The organism is Tenacibaculum sp. nBUS_03 (assembly GCF_051201695.1).
Lineage (GTDB): Bacteria > Bacteroidota > Bacteroidia > Flavobacteriales > Flavobacteriaceae > Polaribacter.
In genome coordinates this window covers 1,407,284-1,426,098 of the sequence record NZ_CP179214.1, presented here as the reverse complement: position 1 = coordinate 1,426,098, position 18,815 = coordinate 1,407,284, and the positions used below count along the sequence as shown (strand labels likewise).

Below are 18,815 nucleotides of genomic sequence, written 5' to 3'. Positions count from 1 at the left end.
TCAGACTCAGAAATCATAAAATCCTGTTAATTACTGTAAAGACCTGTTAAAAAAATGATCGTTACAGATATTATGTTAAATAAATGTGAAAGTCAAACCTATTAGTAGGTGTATTTAATATAAAGAATAAAATAAAAAATAAATTGCAATATATTATCAATTGAATTTGTATTTTTGTTCGACTTTAAAAACATTCTTATCTAATGAACTTACACGAATATCAAGGTAAAGAAATTTTAAACAGTTTTGGCGTTCGTATACAACGCGGAATTGTAGCAAATACACCAGAAGAAGCTGTTGAGGCAGCAAAAAAACTAACTGAGGAAACAGGAACTGGTTGGCATGTAATAAAAGCACAAGTACACGCAGGTGGTCGTGGAAAAGGAGGAGGAGTTAAGTTGGCTAAGAACTTAGATGAGGTAAAAAGTATTTCTGATGACATCTTAGGTATGATGTTAATCACCCCTCAAACTTCTGCAGAAGGAAAATTGGTAAATCAAGTTTTAATCGCTGAGGATGTATATTATCCTGGTGATAGCGAACCAAATGAATTCTATATGTCGGTTTTATTAAACCGTGCGACTGGTAGAAATATGATTATGTATTCTACTGAAGGAGGTATGGATATAGAAACTGTTGCAGAGGAAACTCCGCACTTAATTTTTACAGAAGAAATTGATCCAGCATTAGGTTTAATGCCTTTTCAAGCTCGTAAAGTAGCCTTTAATTTAGGGTTGTCTGGAGGAGCTTTAAAAGAGATGGTGAAATTTGTAACAGCATTATATACTGCTTACATTAAATCAGATTCTTCAATGTTTGAAATTAACCCAGTATTAAAAACTTCTGATGATAAAATTATGGCAGTTGATGCTAAGGTTACCTTAGACGAAAATGCATTGTATCGTCACAAAGACTATGCAGCAATGCGTGATTTACGTGAGGAGAACCCTATCGAAGTTGAAGCTAAGGCTGCAGGTTTAAATTATGTAGATTTAGATGGTAACGTTGGATGTATGGTTAATGGAGCTGGACTAGCAATGGGTACTATGGACTTAATTAAGCAAGCAGGTGGAGAACCAGCTAACTTTTTAGATGTTGGTGGTACTGCTGATGCACAACGTGTTGAAACTGCTTTTGGTATTATTTTAAAAGATCCTAATGTAAAAGCTATTTTAGTAAACATTTTTGGAGGAATCGTTCGTTGTGATCGTGTTGCTCAAGGGGTTGTAGATGCATACCAAAGTATGGGAGACAAAATTAACGTACCAATTATTTGTCGTTTGCAAGGAACAAATGCTAAAGAGGCAAAAGAATTAATTGATAACAGTGGAATGGAAATTATCTCAGCAACTGAGTTCCAGGAGGCTGCTGATAAAGTTGGCGAAGTTTTAAGTGTAAAAGCTTAATCAACTGAAATTAATTTTTAGTTAAATATAAAAAGACGTTTTACAATTAATTGTAAAACGTCTTTTATTTGTTTAATTTATTGATGATGTTCAACCACTTTTTTTTCTTTTTATTAAAATATGATTTCTTTAACATCCTTCTTTCTTTTTTGAAATTATTTTTTTGTGCCACATAGAATTCACCGTTAGGATGAAGAATAATGACAGGAAATTTTTTTAATTTGTCTGAAAAAAGACTGCTAATCAAGTTTTGTTGATCTTCATAGTATTTCAGTTCATTTAATTTCTTGGTAGGGAATCCTTTATTAAAGTTATAAAAATGAAGTAATTCTATATTATTATGAATTTTCTCTTTTTCTTTTTTAATTCCTTTAATAAAATCTTTTGCACTCTGAGTATGTCTGTGGCCAGTGTAAGGATATTTTTTATAGTCGGATTTGAATTTTTTGTTACTTAAAAAAAATACCTGTAGACTTCCCTAAAGAATCTATAAATTCAATTCCTGACTCTTCAGGCATTTTTTTTATGTTAGGAATAGAATCGATATAATGTATCAACCATACTTTAAAGCTATCTATTTTATATCTTTTATGAAGTAATTTTGATAATTGACTTTTTTTTAATTTATGAAGTTTTCCAAAATATTGATTATATCTAAGTTTTTTAAAAATTGCAGAATCATTCTCTACAATGGCAATATCAAACAGTTTTGAATTTAATTTCTTCTTGTAATTTAAAAAGGTTGTGATTTTATAAGCTTCATTTACATAGATGATTTTTTTATGTTGAGAGTTGATCTTAAAAATCACTGAATAAAATAAAATATAAAAGAGTATTGAGTTTTTCATTTATAGTTTATTTAATAATGAAATTATAATTTTTATTCTAATATCAAAAAATTGATTGATAGTCCAATATTTTTAATTAATGAAAACTAAAATAGTTTATAACTAAAAATAATAGCAAAAGTATCATAACTACTTTGCCAAAAATGTTGAGGGCCGATTACCGAACTGTTATTTTTAAAACTAGATAAATTTAATTTTCTTGATACATTATATCTAAACTCTATTTTGTATTTTTCATCCATTACATACCCGAGACCTAAAAAGAAATTAGGAATAAGCTTAAAGGAAATTGTTGAAGATTTAGGTGGGCTAAATTGACTGTTAAATTTTTCGGTAGCTGAAGAGTTAAAAGGGATATCAATGGTTATACCTGCGTTAAAAAATAACTTATGTGTTTTGTGATTATCTAAAAAAGAGTAATATCTAGCACCTAAAGGTAACTCTAATGATTTATAACTTATGCTGTAGATTTTGTTTTGTGAGGAAAGAAAAGAGTGTTTTTGTATTGTTTCTGATTTATATGATTGATACGATGGATCAATAAATAGAGCCCATTTATTATTATTAAAAGGCAATTGGAATTCTATTTCAATCCCCGGAGAAAATATGGTTTTTAAATCAAAATTAGCTTCTTTTTCTTCATTAACAAGGGTTCCTGGAAGAGAAAGTTGTAGTTTTGAAAAATTGATTCCTAATTTCGCGTAGAAATTAAATTTTGATTTATGTTTGCTTTTAATTGAGTAATAATTAATATTTTCAATGTTATCATATGAATTGTTATTGCATGAATTATATTTAATAAAGTACTCAACTAAATCTCTTTCTTTATATTTTATACGTCTAGTATTTGTTTTATTACAAGGGAAATATTCTCTTAGTTGTTTTAGATAGTTTAAATTTTTACCTATACGGTTATTAATATCTTTATATAATTTATATTCTAATTGATTAATTGATTCTTTACCTTTTTTGTAGAAGAAACGGACTAAATCTCCATTTCTATAACTATATAAGTTGACTGAACCTACTATTAAGGTTCTTAAAAATAATGTTTCTTCAATAAATGATGATTGTCTAGAATGATCTAGCTTGTCAAGTTTGTGACTTGACTTATCAATATTTACATCAAATCGTTTATATTTAAAAACATTAACAACTCCAAATTCTTTAATGTTTTTTATAGAACCAATATTAGAATCAGCATTTAAAGAAATTTTATAAAGAAATTGATTTGGTGTGTTTAGCCAATCTTCATTTTTTATGTAACACTCTTTTTTAGTATTATCATTTGTTATGATGTAGCCTTTTTCATAATTGTTTTGACAAAAAGAATTTAGTCCTATTAATAATAGAACTATTAATGTAATTTTAATTTTCATAGAATAGTGTATTAAGTTAGTAATTTTTTAAAATCGCAAACTTAATACTATAAGACTGTTTTAAAAAGGTTTTATAAATTTTCTTTTAAAACAGTAATTTCATCACGTAATTGAGCAGCAACTAAAAAATCTAAATTTTTAGCAGCCTCTTCCATTTGTTTTCGTTTTTCACGAATTCGTTTTTCTATTTCTTGTTTAGGTAAGTATTCTAAGTCTTGCTCTGCAGCTTTTTGAATAGCATTATCGTATTGATAGGTGGTAATTGTATCTTTTGATAGGGTATTATCTAACTTTTTATTAATTTGAGTTGGCGTGATTCCATTTTTAGTATTGTAGTTAACTTGTTTTTCTCTTCTTCTGGCAGTTTCATCAATGGTTAGCTGCATGCTATTTGTTATTTTATCAGCATACATGATTGCTTTTCCACGAACATTCCGAGCAGCTCTTCCAACTGTTTGGGTTATTGAACGGTGACTTCTTAAAAAACCTTCCTTGTCAGCATCTAAAATGGCAACAAGAGAAACCTCAGGTAAATCTAGCCCCTCACGTAATAAGTTAACTCCGATTAAAACATCAAAAATACCTTTACGTAAATCCTGCATTATCTGAACACGTTCCAGAGTATCAACATCTGAATGTATGTATCTACATCTAACTTGGATTCGGGTTAAATATTTAGCTAATTCTTCAGCCATGCGTTTTGTTAATGTGGTGACTAAGGTACGTTCATCTTTCTCTACACGTATTTGAATTTCCTCAATTAAATCATCAATTTGATTTAAACTAGGTCGCACCTCTATTTCCGGGTCTAATAATCCAGTAGGCCTAATTACTTGTTCAACAAATATACCTTCTGTTTTCTCAAGTTCATAGTCGGCTGGTGTTGCAGAAACATAAATTACTTGATTTTGTAATGCTTCTAATTCGTCAAATTTTAAAGGACGATTGTCCATTGCAGCAGGCAGTCGAAAACCATATTCAACTAAATTTTCTTTTCTACTTCTATCTCCACCATACATAGCATGAGTTTGAGGAATTGTAACATGGCTCTCGTCGATAACCATTAAGTAGTCCTCAGGAAAATAATCTAATAAACAAAATGGACGAGTTCCTGGGTCTCTTCCATCTAGATAACGAGAGTAGTTTTCAATACCAGAACAATATCCTAATTCGCGGATCATCTCTAAATCAAATTCTGTTCTTTCTTTTAGCCGTTTAGCTTCTAGATGCTTTCCTATTTCTTTGAAATACGCTACTTGTTTTACCATGTCATCTTGTATTTTATGAATGGCATTTTGTAAAACGTCAGGAGAGGTAACAAATAAATTAGCGGGGTAAATCGTTAGTTCGTCTAATTTATCGATTACTTGATTGCTTTCTATATCGAAGGTTTCTATTTCTTCTATTTCATCTCCAAAAAAATGTACACGATATCCGCTATCACCGTAGGATGGATAAATAGTAACTACATCTCCTTTTACTTTAAAAGTTCCACTTTTTATTTCTACTTCGGTACGAGCATATAAACTGGTGACTAATTGGTGTAAGAATTTTGTTCTAGAAATTTGTTGATCTACCTTAATTGGTATAACGTTTTTCTTAAACTCATTAGGGTTTCCAATACCATATAAACAAGAAACTGAAGCAACAACAAGAACATCTCTACGACCGGAAAGAAGCGAAGAAGAGGTGCTTATTCTTAAGCGTTCAATTTCATCATTAATTGAGAGGTCTTTTTCTATATAAGTTCCAGTTACAGGGATATAGGCTTCTGGCTGATAATAGTCATAATAAGAAACAAAATATTCTACAGCATTGTTAGGAAAAAATTGTTTAAATTCTGAATATAACTGAGCAGCTAATGTTTTGTTATGTGCTAAAACAAGTGTTGGTCTATTTACTTCTGCAACAACATTAGCAATAGAAAATGTTTTACCGGAACCAGTAACACCAAGTAAGGTTTGGTATTTTTCATTGGTTAAAATTCCGTTCACTAACTGTTTAATTGCCTGAGGTTGGTCACCTGTAGGTTTGAATTCAGATTCTAAATTAAAGTTCATACAGCAAAAATACGGATTGTTTTATTCTATTTTCTTATTAGACTTATGTTTCCTGTTTTTTCAATACTTTTGTTATTATAATCAATAAGTTTTGCTTTATACCAGTATCCATCTGAAGGTAATTTTTCTCCATTATAAGTGCCTTCCCATCCTAATTCAGCATTATTGTTATTTATTTTATGAAGAATTTTTCCAAACCTATTGAAAATGGTTATGTCTATAGTTTTGAAGAAATTATTGTTAGCTCCATAAATTAACCAAACATCATTTTTACCATCATTATTTGGTGTTAAAAATTTAGGAAAACCAATAATTGAGACTTCCTTTTGAATTGAAGGTTCACAATTATTAATATCTCTTATAGATATCGTTTTAATTCCAGGAAGAACATTGTTAAAAGTATAGTTTGTGGTGTTACCAAAATAATTTTGTCCATCAATAGAGTATTCATAGGTACTAGTTCCATCTATTTCTATATTGATAAAGTTATTAAGACTATTTTCAGTATTAACTTCTAGGTTTTTTATAATTGGGCTTTTAGGGTTGACAACCGTAAAAGTTTTTGATTTAGAGCATTCTATACTATTTTCTGTTTTATATACAGTTAAGGAGAACTTTCCTGTTCTGTCTAAAGTAAACAGTCTATTAGTTGAAATAATATCGTTTTTTGCATTTCTCCATTCGAATTTATCATTCGTTGAATTTGCACTCAATATTATTGGAGTATGTTTTTTAGGATTGATACATAAGGTATATTCATTCAGTAAATTTATTTGTGGAGTAGAATTGACAATTAAATCAATAAAATTAATACCACCACATCCAATTGAATTATCTACTCTTAACCATATTTTAGTTGAAGTAGTACTTATAGAATCATCAAGTCTATTTGTAATTGTTTGCGCATCTTTTAGTGTTGGAAAAAAATCTAAACTTGAAGTGCTGGGTAGGTTTAAAAGTTTTCTGATTTCCAATCTTTTAGCTTTAATATCAAATAATCCTATATTGTTATTAATTGTTCCATCGGAATCTTCACAAACTATCATAGGTTTTAGGGTTGGTACATTTATATAAGAAGATTCAATACTAAAATTTTCAATCGAATAACAGTTGTTTTTATTTGTAGCTCTAGTGAATATTAACTGTGGATTTGCCTTGTTTTGATAACTTTCAGGATTGGTAATTCTATTGGTATCTTTTGCTGCATCTAGTTTGGTTTCATAAAAATGATATGTTAAATCGCTATTTGGTAGAGATATTTTATTATTAATATTATATAAATTGAAATAATCAACACCATCATTATTTACATCGCACTGTATTAGTTTTTGATTTTTTCGTAGTGAAGGGTTAGAGTGTATTACAATGTCTTTGAATGTAGTTATTTGTCTATTGTTAATTGTAATAGTAACCTTTACATTATAGTTTCCAGGTGATGAATATGAGTATTCAGGTAAAATTTTATTAGAACTATTCCCGTCTCCAAAATCCCAAAGAGCCGCTGTAATTTTTGAGTAAGTGTCAACTTCAAAATTAATTAATTGATTTACACAACTTTGTTCATTTAAAATTCGAGTTCTAAAGTAAGATTGTATGAAATTTGGCAATCCTGTTCCTGATTTATCCTTTATTGATATAACATTTGTTGTAAAATCAGCGTCTAGTCCTATTTTATTTGGGGTATTAATAACATCTAAATAATCACCTGTTTTATTATTTGGACGTGTTTGAGTTTTGTATATTTTAGAATTATGACTTAGTTGTAAACTTGTATAGCCGTTTAGATTTTTAACATGAATTTTTTTTATCCTTTCGGTTGGGTGTAAATTGTCCAATTCATATTGAAACAATGTTTCAGTATTTGTGTTTTTATTGAAAGAGGTTGTATATAAAAGTTTAGAATCATTAGAGAATTCTATACCATAAACACTTGGTTGGTCAAAGAAAACTAACGATTTTATCAAGTTTTGCTTATTACTAACTATTCCTGTTTCACTATCAAAGTCAAAAAAAACTAATTCTTTTTCTAAGTTACTTGAGGCTAGTTTTTTCCCGTCCGGAGAAAATTTTAAAATACCATTAAAAGTACCTTCGTGCCTTAAATTTTTAGAAACTACAGGTGTTTTAATTATTCCTGATTTGTCTATTTTGAAACTGTAAAAAGATAAAAATTTATCTGTTTCTTTTTCTCTACCTGATGTAGTAAACCATATGGACTCCCCATCTTTATGATGGACTGCAGATATTTTACCAACTTCAAAAGGTAGAAGGTTTTGATTCTTAACTAAAACAGTGCCATCGTTTTTAGAAATATCTATTTTCGTATAATATAAACCAGGTTTAATTACTGGAATTGGAATATCAGGACAACCGACATCTAAAAATGATTTTACTGTTATGATATAAAATATAGAATCATCATTAGGTTTGGGGATAATGATTGTTGGTTGAGCCATTTCATTGTCTCCAAATAATAAACCGTTGGTAGGAATGGTTTTATTTTTTTTGTTCCAAACAGTTACTCCATCAGTGTATAGTATTAATTCACCTTTTTTATTTGATATACTAGAGCTCCCAGCGATTGCAATTAAGTCACTAGTAAAAGATGTTATTGGAGGTGCTTTAGGTAAGGTTGGAAAATTCAACGTTACTTTTTTACCAAATACCCAATTGTTTGTTTCTTTTTGAGCATAACAAAAAGAACACATACATAAAAATAATATACTTATAGCCCTCATAATAAATTAGCTGGTGAAAACTCCACCAGCTAATTTATTAATTATTTTCTTAGTAAAGAAAAATGCCCGTTATGTAAGTGCGTTTTCCCTTTTCTATCAACGAGTTGAATTTTAAACCAATAATCATTGGAGGGAAGTACTTTACCATTATATGTTCCATTCCATCCTTCTCCGTCAATAGGGATAATAGCTACAGATTTACCATACCTGTCAAAAATATAAATATTACTTGAGGGATAAAAGCTTGAGTTTGCCCCTTTAATTTTCCAAGTGTCATTATACCCATCATTATTTGGAGTTAAAAATTTAGGATATTGAATAACAGATACATCTAATGTAGCGTTTGGAACACATCCATTTTTATCATTAACAATAACGGTATATATTCCTCCGGTAATATTCTTAAAAATAGGCTCATCTTGAAAAGAAGTTTGGTTTCCTGTTTCATTTAGTAAAGCGAATTGATAGTCACCTATACCTAGATTGTTGTTTTCTGTAATTATTTTAATAGAATATGTATCTAAGCCGTTATTATTAGTGTCATCAACAATTACTACGTCTTCTTCTTTTAAAGTAGGATTTATTGATTCATTTACAACAATTTCTCTACTTCTTTTACATCCTGTACCATCTTTCATTGTTGCAGTAACTATATAACTACCTCCTTTTGTAACATCAAGAAAGGCTACATTACTCAAAATAAGATTGCTTCCTTTTAGCGTCCATTCATAATCATAGGTAGCAACTGGATTTATTGGTTCTAAGCGAGTTTGTGGAGCGTTTAAACAAACAATTACAGGTGAATCAACTGTGAAGAAAGGTAAAGGATTAATGATTATATTAAACGTTAAATCATCATGTACACATTTAGTTTGATTATTAACTACACGGACATAAATAGTTTGATTATTCGAGGTGTTTTGATATTTATTTTTATTTAAAGAATTATTTCCTGATTGCGCGTCAGCTTTGCTTTCATGAAAAGTTATTGAAAATTTGTTATGGTCAGTAACAGGATAATTCGTTAAAATTTCAGAAGTTTTATTATTTAAAGTTATATCTCCATTAATACCATTGGTATCATCATTAGCTACATCTGAATTATTATCACAGTCAACATAATTATTAATACTAACAGGGATATTGGGTTCAGGGTGAATAACTAATTGAAGAGTTGCTATACCGTATCTACATCCTGTAGTTTTGTTTACTATACTGATAAAAACAATTTCAGTAGCTGGGTCGTCACCAGCTAGGTTTGCAGGAAAGTTGGTTGTAGCAGGGTCATTTGCATAATTGGTTTTAGATAAAGGTCTAATACCATCAATAGCATCTTGTCTTGTTTTATGATAACTAACATCATATTGACTAGCCACTCGTCCATTTAAAACATCTACGTCTCTATCTCCTAAAGAGATATTTTGTGCTATTCTATTTCTTGAATCACTATCACTAACTGTTGGTACATCACAAACTTCTAGGTTTGGAATAGTATTAGAGATTGTGGGTAATGGATGTATTATAATATCGAACTTAGCATGATCATTAAAACAATTACTGGAATTGTTACTAACTCTAACATAAATAGTTTGTTTATCTCTAGTTGTATTAGTGTAATTGGTATCGTTTAGTATAGGATTTGCTCCAGTGTTAGCGTCAGCTGCAGTTGTATGAAAAGTAACCGTATAATTTAATGGTGATTGTGTTCCTAATATTGCATTAATTTTGTTTCTAAGATTTATGTTAATGTTTACACCATCATCAAAAGCACCACTTAAAAAATCGTCACATAGCTCTATGTCACTCACAATGTTTGCAGTTGGAGTAGGAGTTACATTTAAGGTTATATGATGTCCAAAACCTAAGCAATCATTATCTAAATCACTATCCACACGAACGTATATATTTTGAGTGTTAGCATAGCCTATGTTTCTATAATTAGAAATGTCAGATATTGCATTTTTTTCTGCGGCTGCATCTGCTTCATTTCTATAATAAGTAACATTAATTTTTTGACCAGTAGCGGTAAATAAATTTCTTATTTCAGTATCTACAGAACTAAAGTTAAAAGAAGAAACACCATCAGTATCATTATTGTTAATAGTGTTATTCCCGTCAATATCTAGGAAATCATCACAAGTAGTAAAGGCTCTTTGAAACGTAGCAGGAATACCAGTTGTAGAAACTGTCAAGTTTACTTCAGAAACTCTTTTACAGCCATTTGTGTTTGTTATTGTTGCCCAAACTTTATCAGATGTAACCGTTTTGTTTCTGTATACTGTAGGAGTAGTGATTGGATTATTATTGTTTTGGGCATCATTTAATGATTCATAAAAAACAAAAACTTCATTGTTGAAATTACTTGAAATATCACTTCTTGCTTCTTCTAAATTAAAATCAGCAAAAGCATCAGTATCATTATCACATTGTTTTAATTCAACAACATTATTAATTGTCGGTAAAGCATTAACAATAAGGTCAAAGGTAACTGAAGAATCATTACATATACTATTGCTGTTATTTTCTACTCTAACATAAATAGTTTGAGTATTCATTGTTTCATTTCTGTAAGGAGTATTTTTATTAATAACATCTGTAGTGTTATCAGTTTGAGCTCCAAGTAATGTTTTATGATATGAAACAGAATATGTTAAAGGACTTAAGCTTCCTAAAACTTCAGTGTCTTTTGTGTTTAAAATAAAATTATTATAAAATCCATCAATGTCACTACCATTAATAGCGTCATCACATGCTTGATAGTTTGGAGGTGTTTGTGGACTTGGTTTTCCAGTTACATTAAGGGCAAAAGTTTTAACGTCATAACAAGCATTTGGAGCTGATTTGTTATGCATTCTAGCATAAATAGTTTGGCTACTAAATGGAGTCGGATTTGTATAAGGATTTGTAAGTGCGTTAGTATTATTATCAGCATCAGCTTGAGATAAAAAATAAGTTACTTCAAAAGTAGTAGCGCTTTGACCATTAAGTACTTGAGTAGTTATGTCATTTTGTAAATCGAAAGCGTTAAAACCATCTTTATCTGCATCACAAAAATTAATATCATTAGGTTTAGTAGCTGAAGTAGCTTCGTAAATTTCAACCTTGAAAATACCCTCTTGTTCTACTTTATTCCCGCATTTATCGGTTAAAGTAACAATAAGTTTGTATTCGCCAGCATCAGTAAGAGCTAGGTTGTTCAAATCTAATGAAATAGCATTTGATACATTTGTGGTAGTTGTACCGTTATTAAAAGTCCAAGAATATGCTATACCACTTCCTGCAACAGGGTCAGGGGCTATTGTTTTAGAGTCTCCAACACAAAATTGTAAAGTTTTATCATTCACAGGAGTACCTGTTACTTGATCTTTGATTTCTATAGGTAAAAGTAACGATGAAATAAAAGGGGGCAATCCTTGAGTAGATTTTTTTCCTTGTAAATCTATGGCGTCTTTTGTAAAAATTACGTCAGCTGCGGCAGCATCTGGATTTTCAATAACATCTAAATGAGTAGCAAAACCTAGTGGATTACTATAGGTTTGAGGTATGGTTGCATATATTTTTCCGTTTCCAGCTAATTGAAGTGCTCCTCTAAAACCGTTTTGTAGATGTATTCTTTGTTTAGAACCAGGTATGTTAGTTTGAGCTAAATCGAATTGAAAAAGAATATAGGTACTTGGGGAAGTTAAATTGTCAGTAAAAGCACTCGTTGTTGAAACGTATAGTTTTTTAGAGTTTCTTGAAAATTCAAGTCCATAAGGTTGACCATCAAAATTGGTCGTAAGAATAATTCCGTCATCAGATACCTGTCCAGTAGTATTATTAAAAGAATACAACAAAGCTTGTCTATTTCCTTGATTGGCAATTGCCAGTTTAGTTCCGTCTGGAGACAGCTTAAGATAGCCTCTTCTTGATAGATTATTACTTATATTGGATATAACAGGTGCTGTTCCAATACCGTTTTTATCAATTTTGTAGGAGTAAAACTGATTGTCAGTTGTTGAAACAATCCAATAGGTATTACATTCACTTCCTCTAACAGCTGCAACCTTTTCGGTAAAATCGTTGAAATTCCCATTTGAAAGATCTCTTCCCGGACCAATTACTTCACCATTACCAGCGTTTAATGACATATCAATAGTATATACATTAAACCCTTTGCCAGGCTCAGTTATTGAACCAGTATTAAAATCAAAATCAGGACCATCATCAACAGTAAATAAATAATAGATACTTGTTGAGTTTGGTTTTGGTATAATCATACCAGATTGACTACTCGATGGGTTACCTTTTAAATCATTAGCAAGGTTACCATTACTATATTTCATGATAGCATGGTTTTTATCCCATACGGTTATCCCGTCAGAATAAAATAATAATTTACCATTCGCGTCAGAAAAAGAAGAACACCCTTCTAGTGTACTTAAAGCCCCATTAGTAAGTGCTGTAGGAGGTGTTGTGTTAAAATCTAATCCGGCGTTTTCCCCAAAATACCAAATATTAGCTTCTTTTTGTGAATATGTTAAAAAAGTAGTTAAAAATGTAAAAAGGATAAGTAATTTTTTCATTCTAAATAATTTCTTGCTAATATATAACAACTAAGTTATTTAAAACCCCCTACAAATCGCGTTTTTTTAGTAAAATGAACGACGCATATATAAAAATAGCACTCCATACCAGTACTATTAAAATATTTGTAAAGCTTACAGAGTAGTCTTTTGTGAAACTTTGTCCTATTTGACTGGCAATAGACTTTACGGCACCTAATCTTGAGCCAGGCTCAATGATAAGGTTTTGCATAGATTCTAATGGTAATAAATTTTTAATATTTTGCGCGGTATCCCAATTAGAGACAACTTTCCAACCTAAAATTCCATAAATTAACCACTCTATTAAATACCAAACAATCATTGCTCCAACAGCAAAAGCGGATTTTTTTATTAAAATACCTAGAAATAAACCAAATGAGAAAAAGCCAACCAATTTTACAAAGAAAGCGATTAGGTATTCTAAATCAGAAAATATAATTGAAAGTTCATTAAAGTCAGAATAAATTAACCCTAAAACAATTGAAACTACAAAAACAAAAATAGTAGAAATAAATGCAAAAGCAACAACAGCATAAAATTTAGAAAGAATAAACTCTTTTTTACTTAGGCCATCTATGAGATTTTGTTTTAATGTTTTATAGCTATATTCATTAGCCATCATTGAAACAATAACTAATAAGAGAAAAAATTTGAATATAGAAGCTGTGAAAGTATTAAAATGCCAAATATATGGGAAGTTAAAAATTCCTTGCTCAGCTAAATGAAGCTCAAATGTTCCAATTTTAAATTTAATGGCAGCTATTAAAGCAATAGATGTTAATAAACCAAAATAGATAATAGATAATGCTCTACTGGCTTTGTTATGTTTTAATTTATGGAATTCAATGTTTAAAAGACGAAACATATATAAAGAGATTTAGTTGTTGGTTAGATCTAAAAATTGTTGTTCTAAACTAGGTTTACGTTTTACTAAGTGAGATATTATAATGTTGTTTTCAAACAAATATTTATTTAAAGTAGCTGAAGAAATATCGTTTTCTAATTGAACAATAATTAAATCTCCATCTACATTAACACTTGCAGTTTCTTGATAGTTTTTTAGAACATTGATGGTGTTTTCAATATTTTCTTCTGTTTTAATTTCTATAATACCATTGGAAGCAATCATAGTTTCAACTCTTCCGCTATACAATTTTTCCCCTTTTTGCAGTACAATAACATGTGTACATACTTTTTCAACTTCATCAAGAAGGTGAGATGCAAGTAAAATGGTAGTACCGTTTTCGGCTATTTTTTTAATTATTTGTCGAATTTCATGGATTCCTTGAGGGTCTAAACCATTAGTAGGTTCATCTAAGATTAATATTTCAGGATTATTTAATAGGGCTGAAGCTATAGCTAAACGTTGCTTCATTCCTAATGAATATGTTCTAAATTTATCATCTTTTCTTTCTAATAAATTTACAATTTCTAGCGTATCATCTATTTTGTCATAAGCCACTCCCTTTATTTGGCATATCAATTGTAAATTTTGGCGAGCACTCATATAAGGGTAAAAATTTGGGCGCTCTATGATAGCTCCAACTTTTTTTAAAGCTTGGTGTGTTGAAATATTACCATTAAACCAACTAAAGTTTCCTGAAGTTTTATTTACTACATTTAATATAATACCCAAAGTAGTTGATTTTCCGCTCCCGTTTGGACCTAAAATACCATAAATGTTACCTTTTATTATATCAAAAGATAAATTTTTAACGGCTTGTATTTTTCCGTAATTTTTGTTTAGGTCTTTAATAGATAAGATGGTTTCCAAATTGTTTGGTTTTTGTTAGTGATAATTATATGACGATTATTTTTGTTTTTTGTTACAAATAAAAAAGCTTCCTAAATATAAGGAAGCTTTTGTTATTTTCTTAGAGAAAATTTATGATTTATCTATTAACCTAAAACCTTCACCATGAATGTTAAGTATTTCAACGTGTTCATCACTTTTTAAATACTTTCTAAGTTTAGCTATATATACATCCATACTTCTTGATGTAAAATAATTATCATCCCTCCATATTTTTGTTAAAGCTAATTCTCTAGGCATTAAATCATTTTTATGAATAGCTAACATTCTAAGAAGTTTGCTCTCTTTTGGTGATAGCTTTTGAGCTTCCCCTTGATTAAAGATTAAATGACGAAGCTTTGAGTTAAAGTCAAAGTTTCCTATTTTGAATTCAAATTCTTCGCTTTCAGTAGACTTTTCATTTTCTTTACGCTGGAGAATAGCCTTAATTTTATGTAATAAAACTTCTGAATCAAAAGGTTTGTTTAAGTAATCATCAGCCCCCACTTGATAACCCCTTAAAACATCTTCTTTTAATGTTTTTGCTGTTAAAAAAATAATAGGAATTTCTTTATTCGTTGAACGAATATCTTCTGCTAAAGAAAAACCATCTTTTCTAGGCATCATTACATCTAAAATACATAAATCATATTCTGCATTTTTAAACATTATTAATCCATCAATTCCATCCTTAGCGTGTGTTACATTGTAATCGTTAAGGGCTAAATAATCTTTAAGAACGGTACCAAAATTTGGATCGTCTTCAACTAATAGTATTTTTTTACTTCCCATTGTATCCTTTCATTTTATATTAATGGTAATTTTACTGTAAATGTACTTCCTTTACTTTTTTCACTCTCAACATAAACGGTTCCTTGATGGCTATCGATTATCTCTTTAACATAAGCTAATCCTAAACCGTGCCCTTTTACATTGTGAATATTTCCTTTATGCTCTCTATAAAATTTATCGAAAACATATTTTTGAGCATTTTTGCTCATCCCAATTCCTTCATCTTTTATCTTTAAAATAAAATATTTATTTGTACTTTCAGTAAATACATCGATTTTTGGTGAATTTTCTGAATATTTAACTGCGTTTTCAAGCATATTGACCAATACATTTGTTAAATGAAATTGATTTCCTAAAACTTCAGTTGATATAGCTTTGAAATGTGTTTTAACTACTCCGTCTTTACTATTAACTAATAATTGTATGTGTTCAATAGCTTCTTCTATAATGTCGTGAATGTCAACAGCATCCTTACTAATATCTAACTGATTTTTTTCTAATCTTGAAATTCTTAATACATTTTCAACTTGTCCATGCATACGTTTGTTCTCATCACGAATCATTTGTACGTACCTCTTAACCTTACTTTCATCGTTGATGATTTTTGGGTTTTTAATGGCGTCTAAAGCTAAATTAATAGTCGCAATAGGGGTTTTAAATTCATGAGTCATATTATTTATAAAATCAGTTTTTATTTCTGAAATCTTTTTCTGTCTTACTAATTGATATAACGAAGTTGAAAATGCCGCAATAATTATACCAATAAACAATAATGATAACATTAATATCTTCATCATGCCTGATAACATGTTTTTTCTTTTATCAGGAAACTTTATATATAGTTTGTATATGCTGTTCCCATTTTCATCTTCTAAAAGGGGGTAGTAGAAATTTTCATCTGGTTGTATGTTAAAATATCCCGATTTTAAAGGAGTTGCGAATCCAGCTTCGTAAACTCCGTATTTGAAATTCTGTACTATATTTCGCTTACTTAATTCTTCTTTTAATGTGTTATTTAGTTCTTTATTACTAATTCTTTTATGAATAGGGTAGAGGCGCTTTCTTTCTTTAAGCATTTCAGAAAGTTGTAATCTATCCCATTTATCATATCTCTTGTAGGTTGAAAAACGTTTTTCATTGTAATTCCTTTTAAAATCATTTTTTGACCCTGTCGATTCAACATATAAAAAATCTTGTTTTCCAGTTATTTTTTTTATAAGAGTAGAATCATTTACAGAAAATCCAGTAGGTATTTTGTAATTTTCTTCAACATAAGTTCCGAAAATAAAACTTTTATTACCTGTTGTGTCAATTTGTTTGAAAAGGAAGTTTTTTACCTCTGCATCTGTTCTAAATCTATCCGTTTCTAAAAATTCACTATATTCATTATAAGCTTCATTTTCTTCACGTTCTTTTATGCGTTCAGATGTTCTTGCCAAAGAAATCGTTACATCGTTTTCAAATTGTTGTTGTTTATTCTTAAGAGCATCTTTTATCCAGTAAACTTGGACTGATATAATTCCTATCAAAGAGATACTCATTAAAACAACAATAAGAATAAAAATTTTTTTACCCATCAGTCAAAAATAAATTAATAAAATGAAGTGTAATTTTCTTTTAACTTAGATTAACAAACATTTCTTAAATTTAAGAAAAATTTAAGAAAAAACAGTGAAAAAATCTAAGTTAATACTTTGTGTTTGTTAAAAAATTATGAATCCTTGAAATTTCTTTCTCAGTATCACTGATACATAAGTTATTGATAACGTAATTTGATTGCATGATTTTTTTTGAATCTTTCCATTGATTATTTATTCTTTTTTCAACATCTTTATAGGTGCTATTATCTCTTTTTATAACTCGTTGAATTCTAGTTTTTGTTGGAGCAGTAACAGTAATTATTTTATCACAAAATAAGTTGCTTTTATTTTCAAATAAAATTGCATTTTCATAAACAATGTCTTTGTTGGTGTTTTTTTGTATAAAGTCATTTAGATGTTTGTAAACAACTGGGTGAACGATACTATTGAGTTCGTTTAACTTTTTATTATTATTAAAAACAATGTTGGCAAGAAAAGGCCTGTTTAGTTGATTGTTCTGGTATACTTCTTCTGAAAACTCTTTGATAAGCTTGTTTTTTATTTCTGTAGAAGTATTCATTAATTTTTTAGCTTCTAAATCAGCATTGTATATGATAATGTTGTTAAATTTAGAAAATAATTTTGCAACGGTTGATTTACCACTACCTATGCCTCCTGTGAGTCCTATAACCATTATTTGTATATTAAAAAATCTATTTTATTTGGAATCATCCTCACTGAAGAAACTAAATTAGTTTTTACATTCAAATGAGGAACTAAATATGATAGGTTATTTTTTTTTGTTTGTTTGTAATCACAAAAAACATCAAAAGAGCTCGCATTAATTCTGTTAAAATTTTTTAAGCCTACTTTATAAGTTATCATAACTGTTTTTGGGAAAATATTTATACTTTCTTTTTTAGGTGGATTTTTGATGTTAATTGGTATTTCTATTTCACCTTCAGTAAATTTGTCAACGTCTAAGCTTATTGAGGTTTTTTTGTTTGTAACTCTAATCCTTTGAGGAATAATTAATTTTAATTCTTTAGTAGTGCTCTCTGAAATATTTATTAGATCTATTTTTTCTGTATAAATACTATTAATAGTATTTAAGTTTTTACTTGTTCCAGATAAAAGAATAGAATCCGGAGTAACTTTAATCGGAGTATTTAAATCAAACCCTTTTTTGTAAGTAATATTTGAATTTACTTTAATAGGTACTTTTTTTGAACTTAATTGGCTTATTTTGAAATGAATCGTATCCTGTAGAATGGCCAATAGCTTGATTCCAGATTTTAACTGTTTTTGTATTTCAGGATAGTGGTTTTTAGTCAGAAGAAAATAGTTTTCTCCTGTTTTTTTATAAATTTTTTTTAAATCTAATATTATAGTTTTTTTTGAAAAACGAGTTGTTATTAGTTTAAAACCACTGCCTTTAATGTTGAAATCAATACTCTTTTCAGGAGAATTAAGCATTGTTTTGTTAAGTTCTAAATTCTTGTATTTGACAAGAAAAGTAGATTCAGTTGAATATTCTTTAGAAAGGTTTATTAATAACCAAAATAGTAGGGAAGCTATTAGGAATCCTATAAACGATTTGGGTATATTAAAAGCCTTTTTCACTATAAAAATAG

12 protein-coding genes are annotated in these 18,815 nt (G+C 29.2%); 1 reads left to right on the top strand and 11 read right to left on the bottom strand.

The features are described from left to right. Positions 1-203 precede the first annotated feature (203 nt). Positions 204-1,406, top strand: coding sequence for an ADP-forming succinate--CoA ligase subunit beta (gene sucC / locus ACMFBB_RS06595; protein WP_435263651.1), 1,203 nt, complete (start codon positions 204-206; stop codon positions 1,404-1,406). Between the two features lie 449 nt (positions 1,407-1,855). Here the strand turns inward: sucC and ACMFBB_RS06590 are convergent, their stop codons facing one another. From ACMFBB_RS06590 to ACMFBB_RS06540, 11 genes are all read right to left on the bottom strand, one after another. After that, positions 1,856-2,254 (bottom strand): hypothetical protein, encoded by a 399-nt coding sequence (locus tag ACMFBB_RS06590; RefSeq protein WP_435263650.1) that lies wholly within the window; start codon positions 2,252-2,254, stop codon positions 1,856-1,858. Between the two features lie 86 nt (positions 2,255-2,340). Continuing rightward, the gene (locus ACMFBB_RS06585; protein WP_435263649.1) at positions 2,341-3,633 is read right to left on the bottom strand and encodes a hypothetical protein; all 1,293 of its coding nucleotides are present in this window, start codon (positions 3,631-3,633) and stop codon (positions 2,341-2,343) included. Positions 3,634-3,704: 71 nt separating this feature from the next. Continuing rightward, a complete protein-coding gene (uvrB, locus tag ACMFBB_RS06580; RefSeq protein ID WP_435263648.1) occupies positions 3,705-5,693 on the bottom strand; it encodes an excinuclease ABC subunit UvrB in 1,989 nt (662 codons plus the stop codon). A gap of 26 nt (positions 5,694-5,719) precedes the next feature. Continuing rightward, complete coding sequence (locus ACMFBB_RS06575; RefSeq protein ID WP_435263647.1) at positions 5,720-8,401, bottom strand: T9SS type B sorting domain-containing protein; 2,682 nt, start codon at positions 8,399-8,401, stop codon at positions 5,720-5,722. Positions 8,402-8,472: 71 nt separating this feature from the next. Then, positions 8,473-12,996, bottom strand: coding sequence for a T9SS type B sorting domain-containing protein (locus tag ACMFBB_RS06570; protein WP_435263646.1), 4,524 nt, complete (start codon positions 12,994-12,996; stop codon positions 8,473-8,475). 49 nt (positions 12,997-13,045) lie between these two features. Next, positions 13,046-13,882 (bottom strand): ABC transporter permease, encoded by an 837-nt coding sequence (locus ACMFBB_RS06565; protein WP_435263645.1) that lies wholly within the window; start codon positions 13,880-13,882, stop codon positions 13,046-13,048. 12 nt (positions 13,883-13,894) lie between these two features. Further along, on the bottom strand, positions 13,895-14,791 hold the full coding sequence (locus tag ACMFBB_RS06560) for an ABC transporter ATP-binding protein (RefSeq protein WP_435263644.1): 897 nt from the start codon (positions 14,789-14,791) through the stop codon (positions 13,895-13,897). Positions 14,792-14,902: 111 nt separating this feature from the next. Continuing rightward, positions 14,903-15,601, bottom strand: a complete 699-nt coding sequence (locus tag ACMFBB_RS06555; protein WP_435263643.1) for a response regulator transcription factor — start codon at positions 15,599-15,601, stop codon at positions 14,903-14,905. 14 nt (positions 15,602-15,615) lie between these two features. Then, a complete protein-coding gene (locus ACMFBB_RS06550; RefSeq protein WP_435263642.1) occupies positions 15,616-17,178 on the bottom strand; it encodes a sensor histidine kinase in 1,563 nt (520 codons plus the stop codon). Between the two features lie 109 nt (positions 17,179-17,287). Beyond that, positions 17,288-17,875, bottom strand: coding sequence for a dephospho-CoA kinase (gene coaE, locus ACMFBB_RS06545; protein WP_435263641.1), 588 nt, complete (start codon positions 17,873-17,875; stop codon positions 17,288-17,290). Further along, positions 17,875-18,657: a CdaR family protein gene (locus ACMFBB_RS06540; protein WP_435263640.1), complete on the bottom strand. Its 783-nt coding sequence runs from the start codon at positions 18,655-18,657 to the stop codon at positions 17,875-17,877. Before ACMFBB_RS06540 ends, coaE begins: the two co-directional genes overlap by 1 nt. Between the last annotated feature and the right edge of the window lie 158 nt (positions 18,658-18,815).